The 13747-nt window shown below is 64.9% G+C and carries 14 protein-coding genes and 1 pseudogene; 1 reads left to right on the top strand and 14 read right to left on the bottom strand.

The features are described 5' to 3' along the window. Positions 1-9 precede the first annotated feature (9 nt). Entirely contained in the window at positions 10-954 is a 945-nt protein-coding gene (locus DSM104440_RS16635; RefSeq protein WP_171164589.1) for a peptidylprolyl isomerase, read from the bottom strand. A gap of 63 nt (positions 955-1017) precedes the next feature. After that, positions 1018-1941, bottom strand: a complete 924-nt coding sequence (locus tag DSM104440_RS16640) for a hypothetical protein (protein WP_171164592.1) — start codon at positions 1939-1941, stop codon at positions 1018-1020. A 145-nt stretch (positions 1942-2086) separates the two neighbouring features. Between DSM104440_RS16640 and DSM104440_RS16645 the strand changes: the two genes are divergently transcribed. Next, the gene (locus DSM104440_RS16645) at positions 2087-2344 is read left to right on the top strand and encodes a hypothetical protein (protein ID WP_171164594.1); all 258 of its coding nucleotides are present in this window, start codon (positions 2087-2089) and stop codon (positions 2342-2344) included. A gap of 220 nt (positions 2345-2564) precedes the next feature. Here DSM104440_RS16645 and DSM104440_RS16650 read toward each other — a convergent pair whose 3' ends face one another. The 12 genes and pseudogenes from DSM104440_RS16650 to DSM104440_RS16700 all read right to left on the bottom strand — a co-directional run bounded on the left by DSM104440_RS16650 (position 2565) and on the right by DSM104440_RS16700 (position 13746). After that, positions 2565-4076 carry a hypothetical protein gene (locus tag DSM104440_RS16650; RefSeq protein WP_171164597.1) on the bottom strand — a complete coding sequence of 504 codons (1512 nt, stop codon included), beginning with the start codon at positions 4074-4076 and terminating at the stop codon, positions 2565-2567. Between the two features lie 700 nt (positions 4077-4776). Then, entirely contained in the window at positions 4777-6903 is a 2127-nt protein-coding gene (gene gspD / locus DSM104440_RS16655) for a type II secretion system secretin GspD (protein WP_171164599.1), read from the bottom strand. A gap of 148 nt (positions 6904-7051) precedes the next feature. After that, positions 7052-7861 (bottom strand): hypothetical protein, encoded by an 810-nt coding sequence (locus DSM104440_RS16660; RefSeq protein ID WP_171164601.1) that lies wholly within the window; start codon positions 7859-7861, stop codon positions 7052-7054. Further along, the gene (gene gspM, locus DSM104440_RS16665; RefSeq protein ID WP_171164603.1) at positions 7861-8439 is read right to left on the bottom strand and encodes a type II secretion system protein GspM; all 579 of its coding nucleotides are present in this window, start codon (positions 8437-8439) and stop codon (positions 7861-7863) included. Before gspM ends, DSM104440_RS16660 begins: the two co-directional genes overlap by 1 nt. A gap of 1 nt (position 8440) precedes the next feature. Next, positions 8441-9595 (bottom strand): PilN domain-containing protein, encoded by a 1155-nt coding sequence (locus DSM104440_RS16670; RefSeq protein WP_171164605.1) that lies wholly within the window; start codon positions 9593-9595, stop codon positions 8441-8443. Then, complete coding sequence (locus DSM104440_RS16675) at positions 9595-10518, bottom strand: type II secretion system minor pseudopilin (protein ID WP_212758110.1); 924 nt, start codon at positions 10516-10518, stop codon at positions 9595-9597. The genes DSM104440_RS16670 and DSM104440_RS16675 overlap by 1 nt, the downstream gene beginning before the upstream one ends. Further along, on the bottom strand, positions 10518-11186 hold the full coding sequence (locus tag DSM104440_RS16680) for a prepilin-type N-terminal cleavage/methylation domain-containing protein (protein ID WP_246212173.1): 669 nt from the start codon (positions 11184-11186) through the stop codon (positions 10518-10520). Before DSM104440_RS16680 ends, DSM104440_RS16675 begins: the two co-directional genes overlap by 1 nt. A gap of 5 nt (positions 11187-11191) precedes the next feature. Further along, positions 11192-11599: a type IV pilus modification PilV family protein gene (locus DSM104440_RS16685; RefSeq protein ID WP_171164612.1), complete on the bottom strand. Its 408-nt coding sequence runs from the start codon at positions 11597-11599 to the stop codon at positions 11192-11194. 1 nt (position 11600) lies between these two features. Then, positions 11601-11993: a GspH/FimT family protein gene (locus tag DSM104440_RS16690; RefSeq protein ID WP_246212050.1), complete on the bottom strand. Its 393-nt coding sequence runs from the start codon at positions 11991-11993 to the stop codon at positions 11601-11603. Then, positions 11994-12122 (bottom strand): annotated as a pseudogene (locus DSM104440_RS19640) (type II secretion system protein); the annotation flags it as partial. Next, the gene (gene gspG, locus DSM104440_RS16695) at positions 12085-12507 is read right to left on the bottom strand and encodes a type II secretion system major pseudopilin GspG (RefSeq protein WP_171164616.1); all 423 of its coding nucleotides are present in this window, start codon (positions 12505-12507) and stop codon (positions 12085-12087) included. The gene gspG and the pseudogene DSM104440_RS19640, both read right to left, overlap by 38 nt. 15 nt (positions 12508-12522) lie before the next feature. Continuing rightward, complete coding sequence (locus DSM104440_RS16700; RefSeq protein ID WP_171164619.1) at positions 12523-13746, bottom strand: type II secretion system F family protein; 1224 nt, start codon at positions 13744-13746, stop codon at positions 12523-12525. Between the last annotated feature and the right edge of the window lies 1 nt (position 13747).

Consider the following 13747-nt stretch of genomic DNA (forward strand, 5'->3'; position numbering starts at 1 on the left):
GCCCGCAGTCTACCGCGCGCCTTCCTTTGCCGCCTTGTCGCCCGCCTTGCCCGCCTCGCGGTGCAGGCGCGTGATCTCGGCCTGGTCGAGGTCCTTGCGGATCGCTTCGATATTTTTGGTATGGACCACCGTCTGCGGAGTGTTCTTCAGCCGTCCGGCTTCCTTTTCGGCCTCGGTGTCGCGGAACTTGCTTTCCTCTTCCTCGATGATGTCCGCCTTCACATCGGCGAACGGGCGCAGGAAACCGGCGGCCTTCGACTCCATCCGGATGATGTGGAATCCGGACTTGGATTCGATGGGTTCGCTGATGTCACCGCGCTTCTTGAGCGCGAATGCGGCGTCGGAAAGGGGCTTCTCGAGATCGGTCGGGGCCACGCCTTCGAGCTTGCCGCCGTTTCTCCGGACCATCGGATCCTCGGAGAATGACGAGACAAGCGACTTGAAATCGTCGCCGGCGACCGCGCGTGCCCGAATCGAACGAGCGTATTCAAGCGCCGACTCACGCGTCCGGCCATTGAAGGAAATCAGCAGCTGTTCGCCCGTGAATCGCTCGGGCTCCGTGTAGCGGGCTTTGTTCACCCGATACAGGTCTTCGGCTCGCTTCGTGAAGTCGGGCACTTTCACGTTCTTACGGGCCACGTCGCCCCAGAGGGTCGCGAGATAGGCCTCCTCGAGTTGCTTGATGCGAAGCTGCACGAGCGGATCCTTGTCGAGGCCCATCTTCCTCGCCTCGCCGGCGATGATGCGGTTCGCGTAGACCTGGTCGACCGCCTTGCCGATTCGCTCGAGGCTTGCGCGGACCTCAGGACGGTAGAGCGGAGGGACCCTCAGCAGGAACGCTTCGAAATCCTCCTCGGTGACGACCACCGGGGGATTCGTGATGAGCGGCGTATCGGGGGCGCCAAGGGCGCAGAGTGGCAGGCCCATCACCAGAAGGGCAGTCAGGATTCGCATTGCGGATGCTCCAAAGAGAAACCCGTGTGCGCAAGGCGCACACGGGTTTGGGTCAGGCGAACGTTAGTTGTACGAGAAGTCGACGTAAACCGCGCAGCTACCGCTGCAGGTCGACGTGCTCGTGGCCGGATTGTGGAAGCGGACGTTGTAGTAGTACTGCTTCGCCGGATCGAGCTGGCACTTCCACGCGGGCGAGCCTGACGTCGACCAGTCGATCGGAAGCGAATTCGACCCGTAGGCATATCCGCAGGCCGGCGTAACCGGCGTGAAGTTGCCCGGGCATTCCGCGATCGCGATCTGCACGAAGTTGCCCTGCGGAGCGAAGTAGCCAGGCACCGGCATTGTGACCATCCCGATCCCGCTCGCCTGCGACCCACGGACCGGCGAGAACTTGACCGCACCAGAGTCGTTGCCGCTCATCGGCATGAACGCGCGATTGCCGCCAGCCGTGATGTCGTGGATGGTGGCGTTGGTAGCCGGGCAGTTACCGATGACGGGGCCAGCAGGTCCGGTTACGTTCAACGTGTACGAGGTCTGCGCCGGTTGCGCGCCCACGATGTTGGTCAGGTTGCACGTGATCGACGCCGACGTCAGCGTCGGAGGCAACTGCGTGGGAGTGATCGTGAGAACCGTGATCTGGTTCGGCTGCAGCGTGAGCGTGCCGCTGGCCGCCGGCAGGATCTGCGGCGCGTAGTTTTGCGGCGAGGTGCACGAGTAGTTCAGCGTGGCCGGTGCGGACGTGGGGGCGGACGCGACGCGACCGAAGACTACGTTGAACGCGGCTTCACCCACCACCTTGGGTTCAGTAGCCAGCGCGAAGCCGAGGATTCCGCAGTCCCCAATCGCGCAACCGGCGGCCTGGATCGGAACGTTGACGTCCGTCGTGCCCGAAGGGCTGACGGTGACGCCGCCAGCGGCGCCAGTGGGAGCACCAAACCGAACGACCGCATTGCCAACGGCCGTCGGGCCTGTGGAGGCAACCGTCACAAGGCCGGCGCCGTTCACAACAGCTGAAGTCGCCGTCACACCTGCCGGCGAAATGACGGTGGGTGCAACCGAAATGCCGGCGCATTGGCCGGAGCAAGAAACGGTGATGGTCGCCTGCGACGCGCTCTCGGCGACAAGGTGACCGTTGGCGGGGCCAAACGACACCACTGCGGAGTTCGCGGGCGGCGGCGTGCCACCACACGTGAACGCCCATGTATTCGAGGACGCCGTATACGTGGCGGAGGAATACGTGCAGCTCGCGCTCGTACCACCGGAGAGCGTCACTGTCTGTGCAGACGACGCGATGGGCACTGCGAGAATCAAGGCCGCAGCGCTCGTACCGAGCACCGCAGAAATCATTCGAAGGGTTACTGCTTTCAGCATCGACGGCTCCCTGGAGTGAACGGCTGCTTCGCTGGACCCGGAGATCGAGCAAAAAGTTCCAAGCCGTTCAACATTTTAACACGGGCCGTTCCTCCATCGAGGCGCGCACCGTTGCAATGGAAACGAAGGTGCCGTGTCGTCAGGACACGACACCTCCGATGAAAAAAAAAGCGGGGCCGAAGCCCCGCTTTTGATTGCGTGGCCGGCTGCGTGAGCAACCGGACCATCTGCATTCCCGATTACGGCGTCGGGGCTGCAGTGACGAGGTACTTGTGACCGAACAGGCTGCCGTAGTTGCCCTGGCAGGTGGCCGTACCGCAAGTCAGCGTCGAGTTGTTGAGGTTGCGGACCATGAAGCCCGTGACCGGCAGACCTTGGAAGGTCTGTGCGACAGCCGACGTGGCACCCGTGAGGATGTTGTCGGTGACGCCCGTCGCCGATGCGAGGCCCGTGCCGGCGCCAGCAACTGCGTTGGTTCCCGTGAAGGTCAGGCTCGCCCAACCGTTCTGGAAGCCCGTGGTCACGTTGATCGGCACCGCGTTGGTCGAACCCAGCACGCCGGACGCCGTGCCCGTGGGCATGTGCGTCGCACCGTTGCGGATCGAGACCACCGTCGACTCCCAGCACACCGTGTTGGCGGCGGCACCGGGGGGCAGCGGCGAGAAGTCGGCACCGGCTGCAGTGGCGCCGCGCTCTTCGCGGTTGAAGTAGGAGAACGAGATCGTCTCGCACGCGCCGCTGGCGGCAACGTACTTGTTCGTGAACGGCGTCGTGGCGGTTGCCGTCGTGACGAAGTGATGCTTCGTCGGGAACGTCAGCACCCAGTCCGTCTGCGACTTCGTGCCGGAATCCAGGATGTACTCGTTGATAACGCTCGAGCGCATCATGGTCGCCGACACAGCACCCGCACGGCCAACCGGGGTCGCGGCCCAGGTCGAGAAGTACGCGCGGTTGTTGGCAACGACGACGCTCACCGGATCAGCGTTGCTGAAGTTCGGGGTGTCGTTACCGATGTCGAAGTAGATCGGGGTCGCCGTGAGGTTCGACAGGGCGTCGGCGTTGTAGCCGGCGTCCGCGCCGCTGTTCACGTTGATGATCGTGCCCGTGCCGTTCAGGCCACCGGACGGGGTCGTGATCGCAGCAGCAACACCCGGGACCGTCTGGCCCGTGAGCGGCGTGCCGCAAGCCGGCGAGCCGGACGCGCCGTGGACCGCGGCGGAGCCGGGGCCAACGGTCGGGCTCAGCGTGCCCATTTCGATGATCTCAGCGTAGCCTTCACGCGAGCGATCCAGACCTTCGTTCACACCAGCAGCTTCGGCGTTGGCGCCGGAGTAGAGGTAGTTCCGGAAGTCGATGCCGCGCAGACCGCCACCCAGGTCAGGCAGGGCGGGGTTCGTGCACGAGGTATCCGTCGTCACGAAACGGCCACCGGCGGTGGCAGCGTCGCTGGTCGGAACCACGGCACCGGCAAACACGTCGTTCGGCGACAGGTAGAGGTTGAAGTCAAGTACTTCGCGCGAGTTCTTGCCTTCGCGGAAGCGAACCTTGACGACCTTCACCGCCGTCGTGGTGTTCACGACCGAGATGTAGGTGTTGTAACCGTTCCCATTGGAAGCCTGGACCGTGTAGTACGGGTAGATCAGGGCCTGGCCCTGGCCGTTCGGGTCCAGGTAAACCGCTTGGGCGGTACCCGCAGCTCCGAGACCGGCCAGAACGGCCGAGGTCAGGGCTTTTCTCTTGAAGGTATTCATGTTTGTAGGTTGCTCCTTTGTCGACGTGTTAAATGACCGCTCTAGAGACTGCAACAACGAGAGTTTACGCAAGTAAATCCGTTTAATCAATTTGGCAGACGGACCGCTACTTCGGTACGTACCACCATTCACCATCCGTTCGTGCCCACGATTCCCGGAGAGGCGTCGTAATCCTCATCCCCCGGTAGTCGTACTGAATCTCTATTACTACTTCGCACACCGTTGCTTCAGAGCACTCGGCCCTTTTTACGGTGGCCGCCTTCCAGAAACCGGGGCGAATCGAAGTGAAGTACCCCTCATAAGTCACGATCTGTCGGCTACCCGGGCTCATCAAGGAATAAGCAGTCTTGAGGTCACTGGCAACCAGCGCATCCCACCGCTGTTTTGCCCGGGCCATCAGTTCTGCTCGCGATTCCTCGGCCGAGGGGGTTGATGCACATCCGGCGATCACTGCAGCCATTAGCACCGCACTGATTGCCGCCCTCGTTACAGGACCCGCGTTCCTTCTAAAAAAGCTCAAGCAGTCGTTGTTCATGGCGAAGGTTATTGAAGTTGGATAGGAGCGTCAAATGATTTTTCAATATTCTCGCAACACTGTTGCGTTCTTGCAACAGGTGGGAATATAAAGCCACATCAGTGTTTTAGGACGCAGACCTCAAGTAACCGATGAGGAAAACGTCGAAAGTGTGGCGTTTTCGCACTAAGGCTTGACCGCGGGGTCGGCAGTCGCCTTCGGGATATAGCTCTCCAGCATCGGCAGCTTCTTGCGGAGTTCCTCCGTCGCCTCCCGGGCCTGCGTGGAGTCGCTGAGGATCTTGGGGGTAATCACAAGCACCAGTTCCGTGCGCCGCCGGTTCACCGACTGGCTGCCGAAAGCCGCGCCCAGGATCGGAATCTTCGACAGGAGCGGGACGCCCACGGAACTGCGTCCCGTGTCCTCGCGAATGAGGCCAGCCAGGACGATCGACTCCCCGGACGAGATGACCACCGAAGTCGTGACCGAGCGCGAGGTGACGTCCGGATTCGGGTTCACCGCCGTCACGGAGCTGCGATCCGCAGCGCTTACTTCCTGGTTCACTTCAAGCGTGACCTGGTTGTGCGAGTTGATCCGGGGCGTCACCGCCAGAAGGATCCCCGTCTCGAGGTACTGGAACGAATTCAGCACGCCCGTGCCGGTACTCACGCCCGTCTGGGTCTGGGTCTGCACTGAAATACGGTCTCCAACCTTGAACTGGGCCTTCTGGTTGTCGAGGACCATGAGTTGCGGCGAAGCGAGCACTTGCGTCTTGCCGTCCTCGCCGAGCGCATTGAGGACTGCCCGCACCTCGCCACCCGAAAGGCTCACGAGCTGGAAGACCGGCGGAGCAATCGGAACGGCCCCCGTGGGAAGGCTCGGCAAGCCGCCCAGGTTGATCTGCCCCGTGGTGTTCGAGCTGTTGCGGCCGCGAATGAACCACTCGATGCCGTACTTGAGGTCATCCGTGAGCGTGACTTCTGCAAGGAACACTTCCACCAGGACCTGGCGCGGAACCACATCGAGTTTGCGCAGGGCGCTCTCGATAATTTCGTAGTCGGTCGGCGTCGAGAGGATCAGGAGCGAATTCGTGTCCTTGTCCGCGATGACACGCACCTCGCTCGCCGTGGAGCCAATGCCGCCTTGAATCTGGAAGCTTGCGGCGGGCGGAGGAGCCGTGGGCGCCGCTGGTGTCGCCGTGTATCCCGGCTGTCCCGGTTGCGGAGCATTCGAACGGATTTCAGCAGGACGCAGGCCCGGCGCGAGCTGCGGCCCGGAGGCGCCGCCGCGTCGGTTGGAGAAAAGATCGCCGATGAGCTGCGCGAGGTTCTCGGCCTTGCCGTTGCGCACGTAGTAGACGAAGAAGCGCGAGCCGCCCGAGGTGCCGCCGAGCTGGTCGAGGCGATCGACCCACGTGCGGGCAAGGTCCAGGTACTTCGGCTGCGTCGTCACGATGAGCAGTGAATTGAGACGCTCGATGGGAATCACGCGAACGATGCCCCCCAGCGGGCTCGACGCCGCGGCCTGGCCGAACACCTTGTCGAGGTCCGTGACCAACGTCTTCACGTCGGCGCTCTTGATCGGGAAGAGTCCGATCGAATAGCCGGCGAGCCAATCGACGTCGAAGAGCTCGATCGTGTCGAGAAGATGGCGCATCTCGCGCTGATTGCCGCCGAGCACGATGAGGTTCCGGATCTCGTCGGCGCGGATCGTGTTCTCGGCCGCGAACGGCTGGAGCAGGCGCTCCATTTCCTTCGCGCCCACGAACTTCAGGGGTACGACGACGACGCTGAAGCCCGGCGGGATGGGCAGTGTCGTACCGCCAATCTGGGGCGAGATGGAGCCGCGAACCGCGGCGATCGGCAGGATCTTGTAGATGCCTTCCTCTCGGACCACGGCGGCATTGTTCTGGCGCAGCAGCATCTCGAGCGTCGGCAGCAGTTCCTTGCGGGGAATGGGGCGAATCGTGCGGAAGGTGACCGTGCCCGCCACTTGCGGGTGCACGGTATACGACTCGCGCAGGTAATCCCCGAGGATCACCTTGGCGACTTCACGAACGTCGAGCGCCTCGAAATTGAGGCTCGCCTCTTCCGGACCGGCCGGGCCCTGCGAGGGCAGCGGCTTGGGGTTCACGAAGACGCCCGTCCCCGGGTAGGTCCTCGCGCCACCCGCGATCGCTTGCTGGGCTTGCTGCGTAGCGGCCGCGGAAGGAGGGGGTGGAGCGCCCGGGGCAGGCGCCTGGCTCGGCGGCACCGGACCAGACTCAGTCGTCTTCTCGGAAGCGCCTTGCTTCGGGAAGGCCGGGGGAAGCATGTTGCAACCGGCCAGGAGGCACAGGAAGGCAGCGCTCGCCAACCCAGCGAACCCGCGCGGAAACTTTGTCGGACGGAGGGCGCGGATCATCGGATTTGTTGTGGTTTTTCCGTGGTTTGCGTGAAGAAGGCGTGTCATTCTGTCACAGTCATTGCGGTTGCTGTTGCGGTTGGGCGGCCTGCCCGCGCGATGCCCGGCGACGCGCCATGGCTTCTTCGGGCGTGATCGACGGCGGAGCTGCCGACGCGGCACCCTTCGGGGGAGCCGCAGCCCCTCCCGGCGTCGGTTGGCCGGGAACCGCAGGCGGACTACCCGGCACCGTCGGCATGCCGGCGCGAAGTGCTGGGGTCACCGTCGCTGTTGCCGGCGGTGCACCCACAGCAGCGGGTTGCCCAGGTAGGGCCACCGTCGGTACAGGCGCCGGCACCGGGAACGGCCCGGACTGCGCCACGCTGGCCGGGATGGCCTCGCCCGTCGACTTGTGGACCAGCAGCGCCAGGACTTCCTGGTCACCGCCCATCCGGAGGGTTACGCGTTCGGGCTCCACTTCGGCCACGGTCATGCCGTTGAGTTCCTTGCCCTTCTCGACCCGATGGGTCTTTCCGCTCTTGTCCTTGAGCAGCGCAATGCGGATATCGCCGACCATCGTGACGCCATGGAGCACGTATTGGCCCTTCACCATCGACGCGGTCGGCGCGGCGGCCGGCGGAGCGGGACGGCGTGTCGGGATGAACAGCGGGCGCGCGGCCGTCTCGGGAAAGGCCTGTTCGGGAGGCGTCCGATCGAGCGGGGGCAGCAACTTCGCATCCACCGTCGCTACCTTTAGTGGCGCGCCAGATGCCGTTGCGTCGGATCCACTTCCGCCCCAGCCGACTTCCAGGCCGATGATGACCAGCAGCACGACGCAAATCGCGGTGAGAGCGACGATGAGCGGGTGGCGGCGGATGAGCGCTTCCATCAGGTCCCCGTCACCGAATAGCCATACACATCGAACTGCACGAACATTTCGGGCTCCGCGCCCGGCCCCGGACGGAACGTCGCCGGAACCTGGCTGCGAATCATCAGGTTGTCGACGAACAGCATGGGCGTGCCCGTCTCGATGGTGTGCAGGATGCGGCGCAGCGACGAGATGTTCGCGGTGATCTGCACGTTCACCGTGACCTGGCGATAGCGTCCCTCGTCCTTGGCCGGCGGAATCTGCATGGTGATGAGGCGCCCGCCGCTGCCTTCGATGAGCGCGCGCATCGCCTCCTGCGCTTCGGCCGCGGAAAGCGCGGCGGCGCCGGTGCGCAGGAAGAATTTGCGCGCTTCCTTCGCGCGAACGACCTCGAGATTGCTCGCGACTTCAGTGCGCGTAGCGGCGATGCGCCGGTAGCGGTCGAGCTTGTCGGTGTAGTCGGTGATCGCGTTGTCGTAATGACGGTGCGCTAGCCACGTCGGGATCGCGACGAGCGCGATCGCGCCCAGCACGACGCCCGCGAGGATCGAGAGGGCGAGCTTGCGGCTCTGTTCGGGCGAGAGGGCGCGGAAGTTCATATCACTTCGCCGGGACGGGTTCGGGCAACGGGCGCGGGCGAACTTCGGCCGCGATCATGAATCGCTCGGTGCCGGGCTGGGAGCCGCGCGTGAACGCGCCGCGCGGCGCGGAATTCTGCAGGCGCTTGGACTGCTCGAGGATCTCGATCAGCTTCGACGACGAGGTCGTCTCGCCGGAGATCTGGACTTCGCGAACCTTGCCCGCGGGCCGCAGGTCGAGCTGCTGTACCCACGTGTTGTCGGGAAGGAGGTTCGTCAGGTCCTCGATGATCGCGAGCGAGGGCTGGCCCGTGTGCTTCTTCGTGAGCAGGAAGTTGTAGTCGGCGACCAGCTTCTCCAGTTCCTTCGAGAGCCGGTCGGTGGCCTCCGCTTCGGCGCGTGCCTTGGTCACCAGGGGATTGAGCGCCACGACGCGCTCGCGCTTCTGGTACAGCGGCACGATGAGTGCGGTGGCCAGCAGGAGCAACGCCACTACCGCGGCCGCGATGCGGATGTTGCGCACGTACGAACCGCCGCGCTTGCCGCGCTGCCCGACGGGCAGGAGGTCGAGCGGCGTGGAAGACCGTCCGACGTCGTCGAGGAGAACGACGCCCACCACGTTCGCGCCCCAATCGCCCAGGCGTGCAACTTCCGGATCCACGACGTCGCGACGCGCCACGCCGAGGTCCAGGTGCACCTTGCCTGTCGCAGGGTCGCGCGAGGCGACACGATGATCGAAATACACCTCTTCAGCGCGGAACGGCGTGAGGCGATCCATTTCGAACGCGAGCACGCGCTCGAGATTCTCCTCGGTCGCCAACGGCAGCGAAACGCGGCGAAGCAGCGACTGCTCGCGCGCGAGGCACAGGCGAACGCGGTTCTCGTTCTCGCCGGTGCCGGCCACGAGATTGCGAAGCGCAAGCCTGCGGCCCTCGGGATCGAGGCTGCCGAGCGGCGAACGCGATGTTTCGGCGATGCCGCTGGCACGCGCCTCGATGATGACGAGGTCATCGCCCTGAACGCTGATCAGCGGCGCACGGGCCATGCCCGGCAGGCCACCGAGCTTCGCGCGCGCCCATTGCTCGAGCTCGCCCGACCACCAGCGCCAGAACGCCAGCGCCCGCTGTTGCCAGGCGGGCTGCGCGCGCGCGGTCGCGAATTCCGCGGGAGTCGCCATCAGCTGTCGCCCTCCTTGGCCGGCGGGGGTTCGGGCATCGTGCCCGTGCGCCATGCGAGGTAATTCACGGGACGGCGCGGAATGCCGCGAAGGAGCAGCACGCTGTCACGCACGAAAGTCGTTCCATCCTCGAGCCTCGCTTCGGCGCGAACCGAAGCGACGGTGTTGCTGGGCGGCGAGACAAAGGCAGCACCCTCGATGAACGGCGGCGCGACCTGACCATTGGCATAGGCCTGGTCGCGGCGCGCTATGAACGCGTCGACCTGCGCGGCCGTGATGTTCGGAATGGCGAGCAGCACTTCGCGCGACGCGGCTTGCACGGAGACGCCGGCCTGGCGGGAGTGAACGGTGAGCAGTGGGGCCATTCGACGATAGAGCTCGGGGCGCATTCCGAGGACGAGCTGGAGTTCTTCAAGAGCCTGGAAAGGGGCGTTGGCGGGTCGCCAGGACAATCCTGCCGAGGCGTAATCGGATTCCTCCGCGCCGTGCACGCGCTTGAGGGTGTCGGGATCGCGCCAGTCGAGGATCGCATCAAGGAGTGCTACCGCTTCCTCCTCTGGCAGCCCCACCGAAAGCAGCAACCCTTTCAGCAACGCGTCCGATGCGGTATTCAAATCGATTCTAGCAGACTCATCCCGGATCTCGATCTTCACCGTGGCCCCGTCGAAGCGCCATTCGCGAGGGGTGCCGTCGCGTTTCCACACGTCAGGCCCCACGTCGTGCCGATAGAGCTCGTGGGCCGCGCGCTGCACGCCCGCTTCCGCGATCGCTTCGGCGCGCGCCATCGCCATCGAGTTCGCGATCACCAGCGCATCGGAGCGCGCGGAGAGCATGAAGCTCGAGGCGACCACCATGAGCAGCGTCGCGAGCCAGATCACGAGCACGAGGGCCACGCCCTGCTGGCGATTGCGGGACGCGCGCATCACGGATTGGGCCTCCGCGGACGGCAACCGCGCTGGAACGCGTTCTCGAGGCAGCCGGCTTCCTCGGCGAGGAAGGTGCGCGCGATGAAATCGCCCTGCACCTGGCCATCGCGATCCTTCACGACCATGCGCACGAGCTGCGGGATGCGTCCCGGGAATGTCCATTCGCCGGTCCACTTGGGTTCGGTCAGGTCGTTCTCGCCACCGAAGTACGAGAACTCGATGCTGTCCACGCCCTTCAGCAGGACGGTGGGCTCGGCCTTGTCGAGCGGCGCGAAATCGACGGCATCGTCATCGGGCTGCGCGCGCCGCATGATGAAGCGCCCCTCGCCTCCCGCCGCCGATTCCACCTCGAGGCCGACGAGCGAAAGCCCGCCCGCCGCAAGGCCCGCGGGACGCGACGATACGAAGCGCAGCCGACGGGGCTGGCCGTCGAACGCGAACTTGAGCGTCGTGGCGTCTTTGAATCGCATGGGGAACAACTCCGATAGCTCGCGGCGCAGAAAGTTCTGCGTCAGGCGCCAATCGGCCGTGCGATGTCCCTTTTCCTCGCCGATGTCCCAGGCCTTGAGCGCGAACGAGAGTCCTCCCCAGGCCATCGAGAGCATCGCGGCGAGCAGCACCATCGCGATGACCATCTCGAGGAGCGTGAAGCCCTTCTGCGCCATGCGGCTCACGTGCGCGGTCCCAGCGTGAGCGTCGAGAGCGAGATCTCGCGATCGCGGCCGTCCGAGGTGCGCCAGTTCACGCGCGCATCCACGCGGTACATCGAATACGTGGCCGGAGGGATCGTGGTCTGGCCCTCGGCGATTTCCTCGTGGCGGCCAACGGTGACGGACCACTTGTAGCGCCTGTCATCGGTTTCGCCATTGGTCGCGCCTTCCTTCAGCGGTTCCTCGACGCCCACGACCGCGAGCTTGGTCTGCGCGACGGCGAGCGCTTCCGAGTAGGCCTCGAGGTCACCCGAGCGCGACAGGCCCGTGGAGAAAATCTGGAAGATGGTGGTGACGGTGAGTGCCAGCACCATGAAGGCGACCACGACCTCGAGCAGCGTGAACCCGCCTTGCGATCGCGCGCGCATGTCAGTCGGTGATCGTGACGCGGCCCGTGAGCCAGTCCACGTCGACCAGGAATTTGCGTTCGCCCGAGCCCACCGTGACGCGGCCGCCCGTCGAGCTGCCGTCAGCGTAGAAGCGGATCGCGCCCTTCTTGGCGCTCTCGACTTCCGTTTGCGCGGTGTAGAGCTTGAGCTCGATGCCGTCGGGCAGCCGGTAGGAGCGCGGGCCGCCCGTGAAGACGAACTCGCGCGCATCGACATCGAGCGTCAGCGTTGCATCGCGTCGCGTGGACATCGCCGTGGTCTGCGCGCTGCGCAAGCCCGCGGCCAGCGTGCGCGCGGCCGCCTTGAGGTCCGCGGCCGAGGCACCCTTGCCGGTGATCGACAGCAACATCGCCATCGCCGCCGCGGCGATCACCAGGACGATGATGATCTCGAGGAGCGTGAACCCGCGTTGAAAAGCAGGTCCTTCGCTTCGCTCAGGATGACAAGAACCGGGGGGCCAGTTCTTAATTGCTGATGTCCTTGTTGTCGCCCTCGCCGCCATCCTTGCCGTCCGCGCCCATCGAGACGATGTCGAAGGCCTTGCCGTTCTGCCCGGGCTGCGAGTACTTGAAGTCGTTGCCCCACGGATCCTTCAGCGCACCCGCGTCCTTGATATAGGGCCCGTTCCACTTCTCCATCGAACCGGGCTTGGTGATCAGCGCCGCGAGGCCTTCCGAAGTCGTGGGGTAACGGCCGGCCTCGAGCTTCATGATCTCGAGCTGGCCTTCGATCTGGGTGATGTTCGCCTTGGCGCGGGCCTGGTTCGCGCGCTCGAGGTTGCCGAAGATCTTGGGCGCGACGAACGCCATGATGGTGCCCAGCAGGATCAGCACGATCACGATCTCGAGGAGCGTGAAGCCGGCGGCGCGTGAATGGTTTCTTTTCATGGGGACTCCGTCTTTCTAGATAGGCAAGTCGTAGATCGTGAGCATGGCGGTGAGCATCGACAGGATGATCGCCGCCACGATCACCGCCATCAGCAGGATCATCGCCGGCTCCAGGAACGCGAGGAGCTTGCGGATCGCCTGTTCGACTTCGACGTCGTACGTCGTCGCCACCTGCAAGAGCATTTCGTCGAGTCGCCCGGTCTCTTCGCCCACCTGGATCATGTGGACGGCGAGCAGGGGAAAGCGTCCCGTCTCCATCATCGGCCGCCCCAGTCCGCGGCCTTCCTTGAGCTCTCGGCCCACGTTGCCCACGGCCTCCGCGAGCCAGCCGTTGCCCATCGTCTCGCGCACGATTCCGAGCGCGCCTACGAGGGGCACGCCGTTGGAAAGCAGCGTGCCCAGCGTGCGGGCGAATCGCGCCATCTCCACCTTCGCGACCAGGTCACCGACGAGCGGCCAGCGAAGGATCGACCGATCGAAGGCAAAACGCGCCTCGGGGTCCTTGAGCTTGCGCGACACGAACCACAGGAACCCGGCCAGTCCGATCGGTAAAACGTACCAATAGTTCCGCAGAAGATCGCCCGCGACGAGCACGGCCTGCGTGACGAAGGGCAGCGCCTTGCCCGATTGCTCGAAGATCGGCTTGAATCGCGGCACCACGGCGACCAGCAGGATCACCACCGAGAAGATCGACACCGCGAAGAGGATGGCCGGATAAACGAGCGCCGAAGTGACCGTGGACTTGAGGGCCTTCGCGCGCTCCATGAACTCCGCAAGGCGCACCAGCACACCCGGCAGGCTCCCGCCGGCTTCGCCCGCGCGGATCATGTTCACGTAGAAGCGCGAGAACATGCCCTGCTGCGCATCGAGCGCCTTCGAAAGCGACGCGCCGCCGCGCACTTCATTGCGGATCTTCGCGAGCAGCTCGGCAACGCGTGGCGTGGCCGCGAGATTGATGAGGATCTCCATCGAGCGATCGAGCGGCAGGCCGGCCTTGAGCAGCGTGGCCATTTCGCGCGTCACGATCCCGATGTCGTCCTGGGAAATGCTGCGGCGCTCGAAGAGCGGCCGCGATTCGCTGGCGGGGCCGGCGCGTGCGACTGCGGCTTCCTCGGCGCGGATCGGGATGAGCCCGAGGTCCTGCAGGCGCGCGATCGCGGCCTGGGAGGTCGCGGCTTCGAGCACGCCCTCCTGCACCTCCCCCGTGGGGCTGACCGCCTTGTACTGGTAGAACGGCATC

The organism is Usitatibacter palustris (genome assembly GCF_013003985.1).
Taxonomy (GTDB): Bacteria; Pseudomonadota; Gammaproteobacteria; order Burkholderiales; family Usitatibacteraceae; genus Usitatibacter; species Usitatibacter palustris.